The sequence below is a fragment of the Bradyrhizobium sp. LCT2 genome (assembly GCF_009931255.1).
GTDB lineage: Bacteria > Pseudomonadota > Alphaproteobacteria > Rhizobiales > Xanthobacteraceae > Bradyrhizobium > Bradyrhizobium diazoefficiens.
Window position 1 is genome coordinate 6,843,216 of the sequence record NZ_CP034432.1, and the last position, 16,661, is coordinate 6,859,876.

Genomic DNA, 16,661 nt, shown 5'->3' on the forward strand with positions numbered 1-16,661 from the left:
GATGCGGATGGTGAGCCCCCGAACGTCGGCTCTCCATTATGGCTGGATCGTACTGGGCGCGGGCACATTCGGCTCGTTCATGACGCTGCCCGGCCAAACGGCAGGCGTTTCCGTTTTCTTCGACCCCATCACCGCCGATCTCGGCATCTCTCGCACACCAGCCTCAATCGCTTATGCAATGGGGACGCTTGCGGGAATCCTCCCGGCACCCGTGATCGGTCGCTGGATCGACCGGCGCGGACCGCGCCTAACGGCGACCATCATCGCCGGTGGCCTCGCCCTGGCCTGCACGCTCATGGCGGCTGTTCAAACAGCAATGATGTTGCTCATCGGCTTCGCGCTGTTGCGCGGCGCTGCGATCGGCGGCCTCAGCCTCGTCAGTCAGCAGGTCGTCAATCTATGGTTCGTACGTCGGCGCGGGATTGCCGCTGCAGCAGCCAGTCTCGGACTCGCGGCCGGTTCCATGACCTTCCCGAAGCTGATCGATAGCCTGATCTCGCTCTACGGCTGGCGAGGCGCCTATCTCGCCCTCGCCGGACTTGTTGCACTCACCATTCTGCCGGTTGCGGCTGCCCTGTTTCGCGATCGGCCGGAGAAATACGGCCTCAGCACGGACGCCGGGCTGCCGCCGACTATGCAAGATCTACGGGAGGAGCCTTCGTTTACGCGCAAGCAGGCGCTCCGTACCGGCGTATTCTGGCTGCTGTGCGCGGCAGGCTTTCTCACCAATGCCATCGGCACCGCGCTCTTGCTCAATCACTTCTCAATCATGCGGACGGCCGGGATCGCACACAGCGACGCGCTGCTACTGCTGTCGCTTCTTGCCGGCGTTCAAGCCGTTGCGACACTCGGCACCGGATTTCTGGTGGATCGCCATGAACCCCGGCACCTGGTTCCGCTCGCGATGTTCATGCTTGCGCTGGCGACGGCTCTTCCGGCGCTTAGCAGCGGCGTCGCCATCAGTGTGCTGTACGCGCTCAGCCTGGGAGGGGCGTACGGTTCGCAGCAAGCCATCAACGCCGCCGGCTATGCGCAGTATTTCGGCCGCGACCATCTCGGCGCAATCAGGGGGGCGTCGTTCGTCTTCGGCATTGCCGGCGCAGCGTTCGGCCCGCTGCCTTTCGCGGCAAGCGTCGATTGGGCCGGAAGCTATGCGGCCGTCCTGATCGGCTGCTGCATGCTTTGCATTATCTGCGGCGCCGGAGCATTCGCCGTCAAACGACCGTTCTCGTCGGCCGAGTCGATGATGAACTGCAAGATGGGAGCAACGCCATGACAGGCGGAGAAACGACCATCGTGGCTGGCATCGAAATTCCTTCGACCGACGCCTTCTTTCTGGCGGTGGTCCTGGGGCTGCATATTCCCCTGGGCCTTGCGTGCGTTGCGATCGGCGCAATCGCGATGTTGAGTGAGAAGCGTCGCGGGCGTCATTCGAGGCTTGGGACGACCTATTTCTGGTCCCTGCTGGCGCTCGTCGCGTCCGCGACGTTACTGTCACTTATGCGCTGGGCCGAAAACTATCACTTGTTCGTACTCGGTGTGTTGTCATTCACTTGCGCCTGGATCGGGCGCACCGCGCTCCGGCGCCGCTGGTGGTATTGGGTCAGGCTGCATATAGCTGGGATGGGCCTGTCGTACATACTGGTGCTGGTTGCTTTCTACGTAGACAACGGAAGGCAGCTTCCGCTTTGGAAGGACCTGCCCCATTTCATGTACTGGCTGATACCGCTGGCCGTTGGTATTCCGCTTATCGTTCGCGCGCTTCTGTGGCCGCCGTTGGCACCCGCCCGCCATGATTTCCACTTGATGCGGTAATTTGCGATGCGCGCCAATCGATGCCCTCAAGCCAATGCGGCCGAATAGCTCCTTCCGACGCTTGACGGGCCCTCCGGATTTCGGATTGACGAGCATCTTATAATTCCATAAATCTGGATATATGGAAGCTGAAGAAGCCGTTCTCGCCCTCGCGGCGCTGTCCCAATCGACCCGTCTGGAGGCCTTCCGGACGTTGGTCAAACATGAGCCCGATGGCCTTGCGGCAGGCGACCTCGCGCGCCAGCTGGAAGTGCCGCCCAACACGCTTTCGGCCCATCTGTCGATCTTGACGCGCGCGCGCCTCGTGACCTCCGAGCGGCGCAGCCGTTCGATCGTCTATCGCGCCAACCTCGCCGAGTTTCGCGACGTCGCGGTTTTCCTGCTTCGGGATTGCTGCGGCGGGCGACCGGAAGTTTGCGAGCCGGTCGTCGAAAGCCTCCAAGCCTGCTGCTCTCCAAAGCGAAAGGGGCGTATCCGTGCCTGATCAAATCTACAATGTCCTGTTCCTGTGTACCGGCAATTCAGCACGCTCGATCCTCGCCGAGTCGATCCTCAGGAAGGACGGAGCCAGCCGCTTTCAGGCATTCTCCGCCGGAAGCACCCCGAAAGGCGCGGTCCACCCGCTGGCGCTGCGCACGCTGGAAAGCATGGACTATCCCACCGACGGGATGCGCTCGAAGAGCTGGCTGGAGTTCGCTGCTCCCGATGCGCCGGTGATGGATTTCGTCTTCACCGTTTGTGACAATGCCGCCGGCGAGGCCTGCCCCATCTGGCCGGGGCAGCCGATGACCGCGCACTGGGGTATCGAGGATCCCGCCGCAGCCGAGGGCACCGATCTGGAGAAGCAGGCGGCGTTCGTCACAGCGTTCCGCTACCTCAAGAATCGGATCGATACCTTCGTGAACCTCCCATTGAGAAGTATCGACGGGCTTTCACTTGGCACGAAGCTGCGCGAGATCGGCCGCGCCGAGGGCGCAGCACGTCCAGCGCCAAAGGCCGGCTGATGGACACGTTCGACCTTTCCCGACGCCTGGTCGCCGAAGCGCTCGGCACCGGCATTCTCGTCGCCACCGTCGTCGGGTCCGGCATCATGGCCGAGACGCTGACCAAGGACGTGGCTCTTGCGCTCCTCTGCAATACGTTGCCGACCGGGGCCATTCTCGTTGTCCTGATCACCGTGCTCGGTCCGATCTCCGGCGCGCATTTCAATCCGGCAGTGACGCTGGTCTTCACCGGCAAGCGCGAGCTGCCGGCGAATGAAGCCGCGCTATACGTCATCGCTCAGATCGTCGGTGGCGCGATCGGGACGATTGCGGCGCACCTGATGTTTGCGCACCCCGTGATCGACCTGTCGATGAAGGTCCGGACCGGCGGAGCGCAGTGGTTCGCGGAAGCCGTCGCCGCTTTCGGACTGATCGTCACGATCCTCGCCGGCATCCGCTTTCAGCGCGCGGCCGTTCCCTGGCTGGTCGGCCTCTACATCACGGCCGCATATTGGTTCACCGCATCGACGTCGTTTGCAAATCCGGCGGTCGCAATTGCGCGTTCGCTCACGAACACCTTTTCCGGCATCCGGCCCGTCGATCTTCCCGGGTTCATTCTCGCGGAGCTCTGCGGAGCGATCGCCGGCATGCTGCTGATGAATTGGCTGCTCGGGCGCGCCGAGGTGCGCGGCCCGGTTGCTGTTGCGGAGACCCGATCATGAGCGTCACGATCTATCACAACCCGGATTGCGGAACCTCGCGCAACACGCTCGCGATGATCCGGCAGAGCGGTGCCGAGCCCACCGTTATTGAATACCTCAAGACCCCACCATCGCGCGAAACGCTCAAGCAACTTATCGCAGCGATGGGAATATCGGTCCGCGCATTGCTGCGCGAGAAGGGGACGCCGTACAAGGAGCTCGGCCTTGCCGACCCCAAATGGACGGACGATGAACTGCTCGACGCGATGATGGCACATCCCATTCTGATCAATCGTCCGATCGTGGTGACGGCGAAGGGCACGCGACTGTGCCGGCCCTCCGAAGCCGTCGTCGACCTCCTGGACAATCCCCTCGGCCGGTTTGTGAAGGAGGACGGCGAGGTGATCGAAGCCAGGTAGGCACGAACGAAGAACGCATTTTACCCCGACGGCCCGATCAGAGACCGAGACAGATCGGACATCAGTTCTTCGTACTCGCCGTCTTGTCGAGCGCGGCACGCACGCCATTGGCGAGCTTGATCGCGTCGTCGTTCGCCCAGAAGTGCATGAAGAAAAGACGCGGCTGCTCGTCCAGCATGTGGCTATGAAGCGCCGTTACGGAGATGCCATGGGACCGGAGCGCCATGATCACGGGATTCACCTCGTCGCCGATCAGCACGAAGTCGCCGGTGATGGCCGCCCTGCCGCCGCCGGTCGGCTGGAAGTTCACACCGGTCGCAACGCCCATGGGGCCGACGGGACTTAACTGCATTCCGTGCTCGGTAATCGGATCGCGGCGGGGAACGTTGAACTGATAGACACCGCCGTTGGCCTGCCCCTTGACGCCGATGATCTGATCGAGCTTGGCCGTGTCGAGATCAATGGCAGGCGGCGGGACCGCCGGAGCCGGCGCCAACATAGGCGTCTTGCTCTCGGCAAGCGCGGTCCTGATGGCGGTCGCGATCTTGAGCGGATCACCGTGCCCAGCCACATGCATGTAGAATGTCGCCGGAACCGCGCCGAGCAGATGGTTGTGAACAGCCGTAATCTCCAACCCGCTCTCGATCATCTTCTGCATGACCGGGTTGATTTCCGATTCGAGCAGCACCAGATCGCCCATTGCCATGACGGCGCCATGCGCGGGCTTGAACGCGACCCAGCCGCCCAGCGCCAGCGAAGGCTTGATGGTGACGCCGTCGAGCGTCACCGTGAGGTCGGTGCGGGGAAAGCCATAACGATGCACGTCGCCGGCGACGGCCGGCTTTCGGCCCAGCGCATCATCGACCTTCTGCCAGTCGACATCCTGCGCGTGAGCGGTCGCGATGAAGCATGCGCCGATGCCCATCAGCGGCAGAATTGCACTTCGCATTGATCTGCTCCCTCGAGCGAAATCCGGTTTCCGGAGTTCAGTTCTGCTCTTTGATCTGGCCGGCACCGTCGATAAGGAGCCGCACCGGCTTGCCGTTCTTGACCGCCTTGGCGGTCGTCCCCTCCGCCGTCGACTTGATCTCGCTGACCTGCGTGTAGCCAGCCGCCTGGATCCTGGCGATCAACTCATCTTGGGTCAGCGCGCGTGCGGTCGGCACGCCAGCCACGATCGCCAGAAACAGGAAGGTGTGAAGGATTGTCCATGTTCGCATGGTCGTTCTCCCGATCATGTCCCGCCCCAGGTGAAGTCCGCTTTTGCGACGCTGCCCTTCCAAATGGCGCAGATCGAGAGGTCACGCCCCTGACGCAGGTCCGCCGGGACGCCCTTGTCGGTATGCGCGCCGACAGGCTCCGGCGCGCCGCGCTGGAGCGATGAGCCGAAACGATCTGTCGGATGAATTCGGAGTGTGGGGTGACATGCTGCGCCCTTGGTGACGATCAGGACGCGATTCTTGGGCATGACGCCTCACGGGGAGATCGCACATCCCCGTTGCCTGAAATAGAAAACCCGGAACGCCGAGCTGTCAACCTGCGCGTCGCGCGAAAGCACCGGGCAGGCCCCGGGTGGAACCGCGCGACCGTCTTGAAAGCCGAGGCCGATCTCACGTAAGGTCGTCCGCATGGGGGCAATGCAGACCCCCCATGAGACTTCGGTCCAAGCTCTGCGCAGCACGCACTTCGTGGAGCTTGCGCATGGATACCGAACAACACTTTCCTCTCCGATCCACCGTTGCCATCCTCTCACGCGGCGATGCCGCCGCGCGGGCGGATGCCACACCGCAGAACAGCCGCTTCGTCCGCGTCTTCGAGGCACTCGCCGCCGCCGGCATCGAAGCCCGGCCCGTCATCTACGACGAAACCTTTGCCGACGCCGTCCGCGATCAATTGCTTGCGGTCGACGGCGTGCTCGTCTGGGTCGACCCGATCCATCAAGGCAAGACACGCGCTGACCTCGATCCCCTGCTCCGCGACGTCGCGGCGCGAGGGCCATGGGTGAGCGCGCACCCGGACGTCATCCTGAAGATGGGCGTCAAGGAAGTCCTTTACAGAACGCGCCACCTGGGCTGGGGCGCCGACACGCATCGCTACGACACGGCCGCAAGCTTCCGCGCCGAGTTTCCGTCGCGCCTTCAGACCGACGGACCGCGCGTGCTGAAACAAAACCGCGGCAATGGAGGCCAGGGCGTCTGGAAAGTGGAGGCCATTGCAGAGGCGAGCGCCATGGTTCGCGTCCTCCATGCAACGCGCGGCAGCCTGCCTGAGGACATGCCGCTCGATGCCTTCATCGCCCGGTGCGAACCCTATTTCGGCTGGGGCGGCTGCATCATCGATCAGGCATTTCAATCGCGCCTGCCCGACGGGATGATCCGCTGCTACATGAGCGGCTCCAAGGTCGCGGGCTTTGGCCAGCAACGGATCAAGGCCTTGATCCCGCCGCCGCCGGAAGGCCCCGATGCAGCGGAGGCGCAACCCGGCCCGCGCATCATGCACGGACCCGATGCTCCACCGTTCCAGGCGCTGCGAAGATCGATGGAGAACGAATGGACGCCGCAGATGATGGACACGCTCGACATCGATGAATCCTCGCTGCCGGTGATCTGGGACGCGGACTTCCTCTACGGACCTCGCAACGCGGCAGGCGCCGACACTTACGTCCTGTGCGAGATCAACGCGAGTTCCTGTTTTGCGATTCCCGAAGAGGCACCTGCGGCGATTGCGCGGACGGTGAAGCACCGCCTGCTGACAACCCAGGAGGCCGGCTCCGGCAGATAGGAGAAGACGGCATCTGACGGGGGCCGCAGCAGCGGCGCTGCGGCCTCCCGTGGATCAGATCTTCGGGATCTTCGCCCGCTCGACCACGCCCGACCATTTGGTGATCTCGGTTTCGATCAGCGCCTTCATCTCCGCCGGCGAGCTGCCACGGACCTCGCCGCCGACGGCCGTCTCCAGACGTTGCCTGAGGTCTGGGTCCTTGAGCGCATCGAGCGTCGCTGCATTGAGCGCGGCGATGATGGCGGGCGGCGTTCCCTTCGGGGCCAGCAGGCCGGCCCAGGTGCGCACGTCGTATCCCTTGATGCCGGCCTCCTGAACCGTCGGGACGTCAGGCAATAGCGCAGTCCGCGTCGGCGAGGTCACCGCAAAGCCGCGGATCGCGCCGCTCTGGATTTGCGGCGCGAGCAGGACCGGCGTGCCGACGATGACCGGAACCTCTCCGCCGAGAAGCGCGGTGACGGATTGCGAATCGCCGCGATACGGCACATGCACGATCTCGATGCCGGCCGTTGCGTTCAGCAGCTCGCCCGCAAGGTGATGCGTGCTGCCGAAACCGACCGAACCGAAGCTGAGCGAGCCGGGCTTCTCCTTCGCCATGGCGACGAGCTCGCCCAGCGACTTCGCCGGGTAGTCACTGCGCACGGCAATGACGAGCGCGTAGTAGACCAGCGTCGAGATCATCTCGAAACTGTCCGCGGGCTGGTAGGCGAGGCTCTTGTAGGTCGCCGCGGAAATCGCGTGGGCGCCTGTGACGAGCCCGAGCGTGTAGCCGTCAGGCGCCGCCTTGGCGACGGCATCCGCCGCGAGGTTGCCGCCGGCGCCCGGTTTGGCCTCGACGATGATCGGCTGCCCGAGCCGCTTCGCGAGCCCGTCGGCGATGATGCGCGACAGCGTGTCGGCCGCGCCGCCTGCGGCAAATCCGTGCAGCAGGCGGATCGGGCGCGACGGATAATTGTCCGCAAGTACCACTGTGCCGGCGGCGAGAAACCCGCCAAGCAGAAACGTTGCCGCAGCAAGCCGTCTCATCCATCGCATGGATGCGTTCTCCCTTTTTTGACCGTTCTATCGTTGGCCGCAGCGAAGGCGGCGTTCTCCGGGCCGGGCTGCCCAACGGGCGAACCCGGCGCATTCAGGCGATGGCGGCATGCTCCGAACGGGCGCACGGGCGAAGTTCGGCGTGTGATGTCATCGTGCCGTCCACCTCCTCATGGCGTCATGATGATCTTGCCGAGCGCCGAGCCCTGCTCGAGCAGCGCGTGGGCCTGCCTGACCTGGTCCAGCTTCAGGACCGCCGAGACGGCCGGCTTGATGGCATTGCGGCTCAGGGCCTCGATCACGCTGCGCATCAGGGCGCGGCGGCCGTCGCGATCGTGGTCGTAGATGTGGAAGGAGAAGGTGCGCACGGCGGGACAGATGTCGAGGTGATTGCGCATCGCCGCCATCAGGTTCTCTTCCGGAAGGCCCGCGAAGGCGTTGTAGGAGAGCAGCGTCCCCCATTTGCCGAGCGCGCCGAGATAGGCGGTGAACTCCGGCCCGCAGACGTGATCGAGCACGAGGCCGACGCCCTCGCCGTTGGTCAGCTCGCGGGTTCGCGCCACGACATCCTCGCGGCGGTAGAAGATGATGTGATCGGCACCGTTCGCCTTCGCGAACTCCGCCTTCTCTTCGGTCGAGACCGTGCCGATCACGGTCATCTGCGCGAGCTTGGCGAGCTGCACCAGCGCGGTGCCGACGCCGCCGGCCGCGCCGATCACCAGCACGCTTGTCGGCGCGCGCGGGTGGCGGCATTCGTGCAGGAGTGCGTAGGCGACCTGATAGTTCGACAGGCACACGGCGGCTTGCAGATCGACATGGTCGGGCAATGCGTGAACGGCGTCCGCGGGGGCAACCACGTAGTCGGCGTAGCAGCCGCCACGTTGCGACAGGTCGCGCGCGCTCAGCAGCACCTTCTGGCCGACGGCAAGCCCCTCCATGCCGGGCCCGAGCGCGGAAATGCGGCCCGCGACATCATTGCCGGGATTGGCCGGCAGCGGCGGCATCCATTTGTAGACGCCGCGCCGGATCAGCGCGTCGGGCTGCCCGACCCCGAACGCCTCGGCCCGGATCTGCACCTGCCCGGCGCCCGGCACGGGCACCGGGAGCTCGACCAATTCGAGTGCATCCGGCCCACCCGGCTGACGCACCAGCACCGCCCTCATGATTTCGCCCCGCCTCCCCAAACTGCATTTTCGAAAATAATACTGTTTACGAAAATTATTGCAAGGCGGTCGTCGCGCGAAGATCTCTCCTGAAGTGGAATCGGCCGGCTACCATCGGAAGGACGAAGATAGGAAATCGCCGTGATCCCGACGCGCGGCGGCTGGCGTCCCGGTCATTTTCGAAAATAACACGCCAGCCGGAAAAAGCCGGCGCGCCGTTCGGGCTTGCGAGGGCGGCCGGCGGCCGCCTCACGCGCGCGCATCGGGGGACCTAAGGCGTCGGACGTCTGCGCGCATGAAGCGTTGACGGGTCCGGCGCGCACTCAGTGCGTCCCGCACCGGCAGTTCTCGTAATCGACGGGATCGTGGCTGTTGACGATCCTCACGCGGCCGCCGTGAGAGAGCTTCAGCGCGCGCAGCCGCGCCTGGTTGGCGATCCGCTGCGTGCGGTCCATGTCGGCGCGGCGCTGGAAATAGCCGAGCACCAGCGGCATGCGCGGGGATGCCGCGAGCTGGCCGTGATGGAAATAGCTGTCGCCGGCATGCAGCAGCCATGTGTCGCCTGATCGGACCGCGATGCCGCAATGGCCGAGCGTATGGCCGGCGAGCGGGATCATCAGGATGTCCGCCTCCTTGTCGCCGAGCGCGCGCACGCCCTTGAAGCCGAACCAGTCTTCGCCGGCTTCGCCATAGAACGTCCAGCTCGGTCCATGGCTCCACTGCCCGGTGACATAGCGCCCTTCCGGCGGCGCCGGCCTGCTCTGCACCGCCATGTCGTATTCGGCGCGATGGACGTGGATCGCGGCATGGGGAAAGTCGGGCACGCCGCCGGCGTGATCACGATCGAGATGCGTCAGCAGCACGTGGCGCACGTCGGCGGGCGAATAGCCGAGCGCCTTCACCTGCTCGAGCGCCGTCTCGGACGGATCGAGCCTTGGCGCGGTCTGGCGCAGCCATCGCCGTCCGAGCCGGTCAGGGGCTGCGATATCGCCAAGCCCGATGCCGGTATCGACCAGGGCAAGCCCGTCACCCGTTTCGACCAGCAGGCAGTGGCAGACCATGCGGGCACGCTGGAACAGGCCGCCGGTGCCGTTTACCAGGCGGCGGCCCATCGGGCACATCGTCCCGGTGTTGAGATGATGGATTTTCATGGAGGACCTCGCCCGTTGTGAACAGGGCGTTCTTGTCATCGTCCGATCCATAGGTAAAATATTGAATATTGATCATATCTCTAGGCTCATCCTATGGACCTCCGCGAGCTCCGCTACTTCGCCGCCGTCTATCGCGCGCGCAACCTGACCGCCGCGGCGCGGGCCTGCTTCGTGTCGCAGCCATCGATCTCGACCGCGATCACCAATCTGGAAGCCGAGCTCGGCACCACGCTTTTCATCCGGCACAAGAAGGGCGTCGCGCCCACCGCCTCGGCCGAGCAGTTTCACGCGCTGGCCCGCCGCATCATCGACGAGGCGGACGCCGCGCGCGGCCTGTTCAGGAAGCCGGCGACCAGGACGATTGTCACGCTCGGCCTGATGCGCACGCTCGACGTGCCCCGAACGATCGCGCTGCTGAAGCCGCTGACGGCGCGCAGCGACATCGCGCTGCGCCTCGTCGGCAGCGACGAGCGCGCCGATGCGCGGATCATCTCGAAGACCATGCTGCGCGCTGACGAGCATTTCGTCGCGCTGTGGAGCGAGCGCTATGTCGCCGCGCTGCCGCCGTCGCATCCGCTGACGCTGAAGGAGAAGCTCCGTGCCGCCGATCTCGCCGGCGCTGCCATGATCGACCGCTGCCATTGCGAGCAAAGCCAATTCTTCGGCCGCGCCGCGCAGCGGCGCCAGACCGCGGCGATCGCGCAATCGGAAGACTGGGCCATGGCGCTGGTCGCCGCGGGCGTCGGCATCGCCATCGTCCCCGAGGGCGTGGCGAAGGGCAATCCTGACGTCGCGGTGCGTGAGATCGAGGTCAAGGTCAAGCGCGAGGTCGGCCTCGCCTACCGCGCATCAGTGCCGCTGGCGGATGCGCTGAAGGATCTTGTCGGGAAGCTTCAGAAGCAGCGCAAGCCCGATCGGACTGCGCGCCAGCGCAGTGCGCGCAAAACGCTCAGCCCTTCGAGATGACCGCGCGGCCGTAGGGTGGCTGCGCCTGGACCGGCGGGTTGGCGGTCTGGGCCGCGAGCTCGCCGATCAGGCGGTCGGCATCGGCGGCCATGCCGTCGGGCGCCTGGATCACCAGGCGCTCCAGCGCCCAGCGATAGGAGGAGACGCGCTGCTCCAGGCACTGCTGCACCCACTGGATGATCAGCGAGTTCTCCTGCATGCGCGCGACCGCGTCGTCTCTCTCCCTCGGAGAGAGGCCGGAGACGCGCGCCATGCTGGCATCGCGCTTCCTGTCGAGGTCGATGACCTTGATCGCGGAGGCGAAGAACGGCTCGAAGCGGGTGGTGTCGTTGCGCACGTCCTCGATCAGCTGCGCATAGCGCGAGGAGTGCGAGCGGTGCGGCTCGTCGATCAGCGTGCGCCCGTACATGGTGCGGTCGAACACGACCTTCTGCCGCCACGGTGACGGCAAGGCCTTGTAGTCGCCGAACACGCTCTTCCATGCGGGGCGCGACAGCGGCGGCTCGATCAGGGGATAGGCGAGGTCGCGAAGCTGGCGCTCCTCGTCGGTGAGCTGGAATTGCGACGGTCTCAACCCGACGCTGCCGGTGGCCTCGGTGCCGAGCCAGCGATGCATGTCGTCGCTGCGCATATCGGCGCGGGTGCGGCCGAAATCGCCGCCGCTACAGGCCCCGAGCGTGGCGCCGAGCAGCGCGAGCAGGACGGCCGATACGAAGGGCCGGATCTTGTGGATGGTGTCCGGCATTGCAAAAGCCGGATCTAGCGGCGACGACGACGGCGCCCCGGCGCTGTGCCCGCTTCCGGCCCACGATCGCCGCTGGTTTCGTCCGCCTCGCGCTCGATGCGGATCACGGGAAGGATCAGAATCGTCCCCATGTCCGCGCGCGGTGCGACGTCCCCCGACGAGCCTACCCGGCGACCGGCCGGAAATTCGATGATGGTCCCCATGTCAGCTCTCTTCAATTGCCGCGCGACCGAATGCGCCCCTGCAACATGCGGATCATTAAGATCAGCTCATGGTTAACGGGGTGTAAAGATGTGCTCTGGACCGTAACCGCACGGAACCCGCCGCGCCGTCCCGTTGCGGCACGACAATGCCTTGAATTGCGGGGGCGGCTTCACGCCTCGTTTTCCTTAACGAGGCTTTAAAAGAACCTGCGCTAGGCTCACTCGCAAGTCTCTTTTCCGAGTTGCGTACGCCTCCATGACCAAGTCGCTGTTTCCCGGATTCGACGGGCTGATGACCCTCTCCCGTCGCGAAGGCGTCGATGTTCGCCCGACGCTGCTGCGCGTGCTGACCGACCTCTATGTCCAGACGCGCGTCCACAGCGAGGACGAACAGCGGCAATTCGTCGAACTCGCCACGCGACTGATCGACCAGGTCGACGATGCGACGCGCGCCGCCGTCAAGGCGCGGCTTGCGGTCTATCCGCAGACGCCCGTCCCTATCCTGCAGAAGCTCGGGCTGGTCGCCGCCCAGGAAGGCCGCAGGGTTCCGCTCGCGCGCGAAATCGCGGCGCCCCCGCCCGCGCCCTCCCCGGTCCGCGCGCCGACCGAGGCCGAGCAGCGTATGGCCTCGAACATGGCGATGCAGCCGACGGACGCCGCCGAAATCCACGACATGTTCTTTCACGCCGATGCGTCCCAGCGCGCGCTGATCCTGCACAATCTGGAGCAGACGCCGCTGAAGGCCGCGCCGCGGATTCCGACCGTGCGCGCCAAGCGCGCGATCCAGATCCTGGAGATGGCGGCGATCGCGGGCGACGTCGAGAATTTCACCTACGAGCTCGGCGACAGCCTGATCCTGCCCTCGCGCGTCGCGGCCCAGATCGTCGACGATCCCGGCGGCGAAGCGCTCGCGGTCGCCGCGCGCGCGCTCGACATGCCGAGCCCGAACTTCCAGCGCATCCTCTTATTCTTCAAGCCGGAGATCGGCAACTCCGTGAACAACGTGTACCGGCTGTCGCGGCTCTACGATCGCCTCGGCGAGCGCTCCGCGCTGGTGATGCTGGCCGCCTGGCGCGGCTCCACGCTCGCGGTGACGCGGGCAAAGTATCAGTCGTCGCTGCACGATGGCGAACGCCAGCGTGCGCGTGCGGGCGCAAGCCAGACGCGGCCCGGCGTGCAGCCCGGCTCCAGCCCAACGGTGCGGACCGGCACCGGCGGGTCGTCGGATCACTAGTCAGGTCTTCGCCAATTCCAGGAAGTGCCGTCCGGCGCGGTCTTCGGTCTCGACGATCCAGGCATCCGAATCGAAGCGGATTTCCTTGGTCAGCCGTTCCTCGACGGCGGGCTCCGGCAGCGGCTGCGGTGCAACCGGCACGAAGAAGCGGTCGACGGGCCGGCCGTCGTCATAGACGGTCTGCGGCGCCGGCACGTAGAGCATCGCATTGCCGTCGAGCAGCGACACCTTCACGAACACCGCGCCCGCCTCCTCGGCGCCGCGACGGCGCACCGCCCCGAACACGCCCTCGCTCTGGCACCGGCGCAAATAGGCCGCGACCCATATGTTGGATTTCAAACGCATGAATCGGACGATAGGCCAGTACGATGCGTCCCGCCAGTCTCGGCGCGCGTTCGCTACGCCTTGCCTGCACCCTGTCCCCCGCCGATCTGGCGTGCGACGAGATATGACAGCGGCATCGCAAGCGCAAACCCGATGGCCGCGGCATAGGGGATGTTCTTGATCGCCTCCGCGGCAAGGCTCGGCACCATCAGCACCACGATCAGGCTGACGCCCGCCAGCACGGTACCCAGCATGATCCAGACGAGAATCGAGACCTTGAACATGATGACCTCTCTTCCTTGATGAGGATGAGCGATCATCTTCCCTGACGCCGCCGACAGTCATTGATCCCGGACAAATCACGCCGGCGCAGGGCTGGCATCCCCTTGCGGATCACGCGCGGCCAATTGATCCGCGTCAATGACGACGACAAATGTCGCTATTCGACGGGATGGCCGATCGCGGCGGCGAGCTCGCGCAGCAGGCGATCGGACACCTGGCCGGTGACCTGCATCTTGTGCTCGCGCTCGAATTTCTGGATCGCGGACTGGGTCTCGCCGCTCATCGCGCCCGTGACCTTCAAATTGCCGTAGCCGTATTCGGACAGCGCGCGCTGCACGCCGGCGATACGCCGTACGGCCGGGCTCTGCTGCGCCGGGATCGGTGCCGGCGGACGCGCGACAGCAATGGACGGCGGCGTCGAGGTCGTCGCCTTGACCAGATTTGTCATGGGATCGCTGGCCGAGCGCGGCGTCGATGCGGTCGCCTCGACCGGCTTCTCCGGCGCCCTCTCGGCAACTCTCTCGACAGGCTTGGGCTCGACAGGCCGGGGCTCTACGGACTTGGGCTCGGCGCGGAACTCCGTCGCTCTCGGCTCGAGCGGCGAAGTATCGGCGCCGACGGGGCGCGGACGCGGCAAGGGGTTCGACAGCGGCACGGACGACGGCGCGGGAAGGTTGATCACGGTGCCGAACATCGGTGCCGGATGCCTTCCGGTCTGGAGGAACAGCGCATTGGCAACGATCGCGCTGATGGCGGCAACGGCGACGAGGCCGGCCAGCGTATCCTTGGGACTGTGCAGCAGCACGCGCATCACGAGGTTGCGCTCGGTCTCGATGTCGACAGCCGCAGCCTTGGCGCCACGACGGCGCGGTGCAGCTTCGCCCTTTGCAGACTTCTTAGGCACTTTTCTTCACCAGAGCAGGTTGGTCCTGAAGTTGGTCGTGATGTTCCTGGCGCGGCACCGGCGTCAAAGTCGCGATCTTGCTCTCGGCCGGCATTCTATCGGCAGGCTTGGCTTGCGGCGACGTGTAAACCAGCGGCAGCTTGACGGTGACGGCGGTGCCCTCGCCGAGCCTGCTTTGTACCGTCAAATCGCCGAGATGCAACGCCACAAGACTCTTCACGATCGAAAGTCCGAGTCCGGTGCCTTCGTGACGGCGCTGATAGGTCTTGCCGGCCTGGAAGAACGGCGCACCGATACGCTTGAGGTCGTCGGGCGCGATGCCGACGCCGGTATCGCTGATACGCAGCGTGAGGTGCGACCCCGACACCGCGGCTGATACGGAGACCTGGCCGCCGCGCTCGGTGAACTTGATGGCGTTGGCGACGAGGTTGAGCACGATCTGCTTGAAGGCTCTGGGATCGCCGGTCATGACAGGCAGGTCCTGCGGCGCGTCGGTGATGAGGTCGATGCCGTTCTCCCGCGCCTTCAGCGCCAGCAGATTGCAGCAATGCATGAGCGAGGCGCGCGGCGCGAACGGCTCCGACGCAATCTCGAAATTGCCCGATTCCATCTTGGACATGTCGAGGATGCCGTTGACGACCGACAGCAAATGCTGGCCGGAATCGTTGATCAGTTGGGCATATTCCTTGCGCTGGGCCGCACCCAGCATCAGGGCCTGCTCCTGGGCGATCATGTCGGAGAAGCCGATGATGGCGTTGAGCGGCGTGCGCAGCTCGTGGCTCATGGTGGCGAGGAAGCGCGTCTTGGCGGCGTCGGCCGCTTCGGCGGCGCTGCGGGCCTGATCGAGCGCCTGCTCGGAGAGCTTGCGATCGGTGACGTCGCGCATCACGGCGACGACCTCCGTCTCGCGTGCGACATCACGGTCAATATCCTGGCGGCCGAGATCCTGGTCGAGCGGCCGGCAGCGCATCTCGACCCAGATGAAGTCAACCTGGCCGCGCTCCGAGCCGGTCGGCTCCCGCCGCAGCCGGAACTCGACGCTGCGCACATTACCGCGCGCGGCATCGGACAAAGCGGTGAGATAGGCCGGCCGGTCGGCGACATGGACGCGATCGAACAGGCCGTGGCCGTGCAGCTGCGCGACGGGCATTCCGAGCATGGCCTCGGCGGCCGGCGAGATGAACTGCACCGCGCCGTTGCGCCGATGCCGCGAGATGACGTCGCTCATGTTGCGCGCAAGCAGGCGATAACGCTCCTCCTCACGCGACAGCAGCGCAACGCCGGTGCGTGCGAGCGACTCCGCGCCGAAAGCGAGGCCTGCAGCATAGAGGGTGGCCGAGGCGACGCCAAACGCCATCAGCAGGCTACGCTCCGCGGCAACCGGCGCGTCCAGCGGCAGCCAGCCGAGCTGGCCGACGAAAATTAGTATCCCCGCGCAGAAGAGCGCGAGCAGCGAGGCAAAGGCGGCGACGCGGCGCGAGGCCGACAGCGCAGCCTCGAGGGGAACGACGATCAGCCACACCGCGGCGAATGATTCGATGCCGCCGGTCGTGATTGCGACCGCCATGATCAGGCCGGCGAGCGCCAGCGACGACAGCACATGCGCGCCTTCGTAGCGGCCGGTGCGCGACAGGAACCAGGACAACATGATCGGCGCGATCAGCCAGGCAAAGGCCGCGACCTCGACCGCGCTCGGCGCGCCACGCATGGCGAGATAGATCGGGAATGCGGCAAACGCTGCCAGGCTGCCGAGTAGGCGCGGCGCCATGAAGGCACGATGGCGCGCTCGCGTCAGCGCGTCGTAACGCGCGGAGGGATGCAGCAGCGCATCGAGACAATCGCGGATGATACTCAAAACTGTCACGGGTCTCGCGCTTCGGCTCATTCGTCGGAGAGACGCGCCGGAACGCCTCCTTGTCGTTGAGCCACCGTGTCAGAGCGACCTTAAACGAGTG

The 16,661-nt window shown here is 65.5% G+C and carries 21 protein-coding genes; 9 read left to right on the forward strand and 12 right to left on the reverse strand.

What is annotated here, in order from left to right; translation table 11 throughout:
• Position 1 precedes the first annotated feature (1 nt).
• From EI171_RS32580 to arsC, 6 genes are all read left to right on the forward strand, one after another.
• Positions 2 to 1,276, forward strand: coding sequence for an MFS transporter (locus EI171_RS32580; protein ID WP_161535762.1), 1,275 nt, complete (start codon positions 2 to 4; stop codon positions 1,274 to 1,276).
• Positions 1,273 to 1,815 carry a hypothetical protein gene (locus EI171_RS32585; protein ID WP_060911191.1) on the forward strand — a complete coding sequence of 181 codons (543 nt, stop codon included), beginning with the start codon at positions 1,273 to 1,275 and terminating at the stop codon, positions 1,813 to 1,815. The genes EI171_RS32580 and EI171_RS32585 overlap by 4 nt, the downstream gene beginning before the upstream one ends.
• A gap of 121 nt (positions 1,816 to 1,936) precedes the next feature.
• Positions 1,937 to 2,299 carry a helix-turn-helix transcriptional regulator gene (locus tag EI171_RS32590; RefSeq protein ID WP_060911190.1) on the forward strand — a complete coding sequence of 121 codons (363 nt, stop codon included), beginning with the start codon at positions 1,937 to 1,939 and terminating at the stop codon, positions 2,297 to 2,299.
• The gene (locus EI171_RS32595; protein ID WP_161535763.1) at positions 2,292 to 2,819 is read left to right on the forward strand and encodes an arsenate reductase ArsC; all 528 of its coding nucleotides are present in this window, start codon (positions 2,292 to 2,294) and stop codon (positions 2,817 to 2,819) included. Before EI171_RS32590 ends, EI171_RS32595 begins: the two co-directional genes overlap by 8 nt.
• Positions 2,819 to 3,520 carry an MIP/aquaporin family protein gene (locus EI171_RS32600; protein WP_161535764.1) on the forward strand — a complete coding sequence of 234 codons (702 nt, stop codon included), beginning with the start codon at positions 2,819 to 2,821 and terminating at the stop codon, positions 3,518 to 3,520. The genes EI171_RS32595 and EI171_RS32600 overlap by 1 nt, the downstream gene beginning before the upstream one ends.
• A complete protein-coding gene (gene arsC, locus EI171_RS32605) occupies positions 3,517 to 3,918 on the forward strand; it encodes an arsenate reductase (glutaredoxin) (protein WP_060911187.1) in 402 nt (133 codons plus the stop codon). Before EI171_RS32600 ends, arsC begins: the two co-directional genes overlap by 4 nt.
• Positions 3,919 to 3,979: 61 nt before the next feature.
• Here arsC and EI171_RS32610 read toward each other — a convergent pair whose 3' ends face one another.
• From EI171_RS32610 to EI171_RS32620, 3 genes are read right to left on the reverse strand one after another with little or no spacing between them, the layout of a single operon-like run.
• Complete coding sequence (locus EI171_RS32610) at positions 3,980 to 4,867, reverse strand: DUF1259 domain-containing protein (protein ID WP_161535765.1); 888 nt, start codon at positions 4,865 to 4,867, stop codon at positions 3,980 to 3,982.
• A gap of 37 nt (positions 4,868 to 4,904) precedes the next feature.
• A complete protein-coding gene (locus EI171_RS32615; protein ID WP_161535766.1) occupies positions 4,905 to 5,138 on the reverse strand; it encodes a hypothetical protein in 234 nt (77 codons plus the stop codon).
• Positions 5,139 to 5,152: 14 nt separating this feature from the next.
• Complete coding sequence (locus EI171_RS32620) at positions 5,153 to 5,386, reverse strand: hypothetical protein (RefSeq protein ID WP_028172273.1); 234 nt, start codon at positions 5,384 to 5,386, stop codon at positions 5,153 to 5,155.
• Between the two features lie 233 nt (positions 5,387 to 5,619).
• Between EI171_RS32620 and EI171_RS32625 the strand changes: the two genes are divergently transcribed.
• Positions 5,620 to 6,699 carry a Cj0069 family protein gene (locus EI171_RS32625; protein ID WP_161535767.1) on the forward strand — a complete coding sequence of 360 codons (1,080 nt, stop codon included), beginning with the start codon at positions 5,620 to 5,622 and terminating at the stop codon, positions 6,697 to 6,699.
• A 54-nt stretch (positions 6,700 to 6,753) separates the two neighbouring features.
• Here the strand turns inward: EI171_RS32625 and EI171_RS32630 are convergent, their stop codons facing one another.
• From EI171_RS32630 to EI171_RS32640, 3 genes are all read right to left on the reverse strand, one after another.
• A complete protein-coding gene (locus EI171_RS32630; protein WP_161535768.1) occupies positions 6,754 to 7,734 on the reverse strand; it encodes a tripartite tricarboxylate transporter substrate binding protein in 981 nt (326 codons plus the stop codon).
• A 170-nt stretch (positions 7,735 to 7,904) separates the two neighbouring features.
• On the reverse strand, positions 7,905 to 8,897 hold the full coding sequence (locus EI171_RS32635) for a zinc-dependent alcohol dehydrogenase family protein (RefSeq protein ID WP_161535769.1): 993 nt from the start codon (positions 8,895 to 8,897) through the stop codon (positions 7,905 to 7,907).
• A 323-nt stretch (positions 8,898 to 9,220) separates the two neighbouring features.
• Positions 9,221 to 10,048, reverse strand: a complete 828-nt coding sequence (locus EI171_RS32640) for an MBL fold metallo-hydrolase (protein ID WP_161535770.1) — start codon at positions 10,046 to 10,048, stop codon at positions 9,221 to 9,223.
• Between the two features lie 93 nt (positions 10,049 to 10,141).
• Between EI171_RS32640 and EI171_RS32645 the strand changes: the two genes are divergently transcribed.
• On the forward strand, positions 10,142 to 11,014 hold the full coding sequence (locus EI171_RS32645; protein ID WP_161535771.1) for a LysR family transcriptional regulator: 873 nt from the start codon (positions 10,142 to 10,144) through the stop codon (positions 11,012 to 11,014).
• Here EI171_RS32645 and EI171_RS32650 read toward each other — a convergent pair.
• Positions 10,998 to 11,759 (reverse strand): hypothetical protein, encoded by a 762-nt coding sequence (locus tag EI171_RS32650; RefSeq protein WP_028172279.1) that lies wholly within the window; start codon positions 11,757 to 11,759, stop codon positions 10,998 to 11,000. The genes EI171_RS32645 and EI171_RS32650 overlap by 17 nt on opposite strands.
• Positions 11,760 to 11,773: 14 nt before the next feature.
• Positions 11,774 to 11,962: a hypothetical protein gene (locus tag EI171_RS32655; RefSeq protein ID WP_028172280.1), complete on the reverse strand. Its 189-nt coding sequence runs from the start codon at positions 11,960 to 11,962 to the stop codon at positions 11,774 to 11,776.
• Positions 11,963 to 12,218: 256 nt separating this feature from the next.
• On the opposite strand from EI171_RS32655, the gene EI171_RS32660 reads away from it, so the two are divergent.
• Positions 12,219 to 13,196 (forward strand): DUF2336 domain-containing protein, encoded by a 978-nt coding sequence (locus EI171_RS32660; RefSeq protein ID WP_161535772.1) that lies wholly within the window; start codon positions 12,219 to 12,221, stop codon positions 13,194 to 13,196.
• On the opposite strand, the gene EI171_RS32665 is transcribed toward EI171_RS32660, so the two are convergent.
• The 4 genes from EI171_RS32665 to EI171_RS32680 all read right to left on the reverse strand — a co-directional run bounded on the left by EI171_RS32665 (position 13,197) and on the right by EI171_RS32680 (position 16,591).
• Positions 13,197 to 13,541, reverse strand: coding sequence for a DUF1491 family protein (locus EI171_RS32665; protein ID WP_161535773.1), 345 nt, complete (start codon positions 13,539 to 13,541; stop codon positions 13,197 to 13,199).
• Positions 13,542 to 13,594: 53 nt separating this feature from the next.
• Positions 13,595 to 13,804: a hypothetical protein gene (locus tag EI171_RS32670; RefSeq protein ID WP_028172283.1), complete on the reverse strand. Its 210-nt coding sequence runs from the start codon at positions 13,802 to 13,804 to the stop codon at positions 13,595 to 13,597.
• A 155-nt stretch (positions 13,805 to 13,959) separates the two neighbouring features.
• The gene (locus EI171_RS32675; protein WP_161535774.1) at positions 13,960 to 14,706 is read right to left on the reverse strand and encodes a peptidoglycan-binding domain-containing protein; all 747 of its coding nucleotides are present in this window, start codon (positions 14,704 to 14,706) and stop codon (positions 13,960 to 13,962) included.
• On the reverse strand, positions 14,699 to 16,591 hold the full coding sequence (locus EI171_RS32680; RefSeq protein WP_202633037.1) for an ATP-binding protein: 1,893 nt from the start codon (positions 16,589 to 16,591) through the stop codon (positions 14,699 to 14,701). Before EI171_RS32680 ends, EI171_RS32675 begins: the two co-directional genes overlap by 8 nt.
• Between the last annotated feature and the right edge of the window lie 70 nt (positions 16,592 to 16,661).

Coding starts and splice junctions, on each gene's coding strand:
- EI171_RS32625 (WP_161535767.1), top strand. CDS start 5,620: ATGGATACCGAACAACACTTTCCTCTCCGATCCACCGTTGCCATCCTC.
- EI171_RS32660 (WP_161535772.1), top strand. CDS start 12,219: ATGACCAAGTCGCTGTTTCCCGGATTCGACGGGCTGATGACCCTCTCC.
- EI171_RS32665 (WP_161535773.1), bottom strand. CDS start 13,541: ATGCGTTTGAAATCCAACATATGGGTCGCGGCCTATTTGCGCCGGTGC.
- EI171_RS32580 (WP_161535762.1), top strand. CDS start 2: ATGCGGATGGTGAGCCCCCGAACGTCGGCTCTCCATTATGGCTGGATC.
- EI171_RS32635 (WP_161535769.1), bottom strand. CDS start 8,897: ATGAGGGCGGTGCTGGTGCGTCAGCCGGGTGGGCCGGATGCACTCGAA.
- EI171_RS32620 (WP_028172273.1), bottom strand. CDS start 5,386: ATGCCCAAGAATCGCGTCCTGATCGTCACCAAGGGCGCAGCATGTCAC.
- EI171_RS32680 (WP_202633037.1), bottom strand. CDS start 16,591: ATGAGCCGAAGCGCGAGACCCGTGACAGTTTTGAGTATCATCCGCGAT.
- EI171_RS32590 (WP_060911190.1), top strand. CDS start 1,937: ATGGAAGCTGAAGAAGCCGTTCTCGCCCTCGCGGCGCTGTCCCAATCG.
- EI171_RS32615 (WP_161535766.1), bottom strand. CDS start 5,138: ATGCGAACATGGACAATCCTTCACACCTTCCTGTTTCTGGCGATCGTG.
- EI171_RS32600 (WP_161535764.1), top strand. CDS start 2,819: ATGGACACGTTCGACCTTTCCCGACGCCTGGTCGCCGAAGCGCTCGGC.
- EI171_RS32585 (WP_060911191.1), top strand. CDS start 1,273: ATGACAGGCGGAGAAACGACCATCGTGGCTGGCATCGAAATTCCTTCG.
- EI171_RS32655 (WP_028172280.1), bottom strand. CDS start 11,962: ATGGGGACCATCATCGAATTTCCGGCCGGTCGCCGGGTAGGCTCGTCG.
- EI171_RS32650 (WP_028172279.1), bottom strand. CDS start 11,759: ATGCCGGACACCATCCACAAGATCCGGCCCTTCGTATCGGCCGTCCTG.
- EI171_RS32610 (WP_161535765.1), bottom strand. CDS start 4,867: ATGCGAAGTGCAATTCTGCCGCTGATGGGCATCGGCGCATGCTTCATC.
- EI171_RS32645 (WP_161535771.1), top strand. CDS start 10,142: ATGGACCTCCGCGAGCTCCGCTACTTCGCCGCCGTCTATCGCGCGCGC.
- EI171_RS32670 (WP_028172283.1), bottom strand. CDS start 13,804: ATGTTCAAGGTCTCGATTCTCGTCTGGATCATGCTGGGTACCGTGCTG.
- EI171_RS32640 (WP_161535770.1), bottom strand. CDS start 10,048: ATGAAAATCCATCATCTCAACACCGGGACGATGTGCCCGATGGGCCGC.
- arsC (WP_060911187.1), top strand. CDS start 3,517: ATGAGCGTCACGATCTATCACAACCCGGATTGCGGAACCTCGCGCAAC.
- EI171_RS32630 (WP_161535768.1), bottom strand. CDS start 7,734: ATGCGATGGATGAGACGGCTTGCTGCGGCAACGTTTCTGCTTGGCGGG.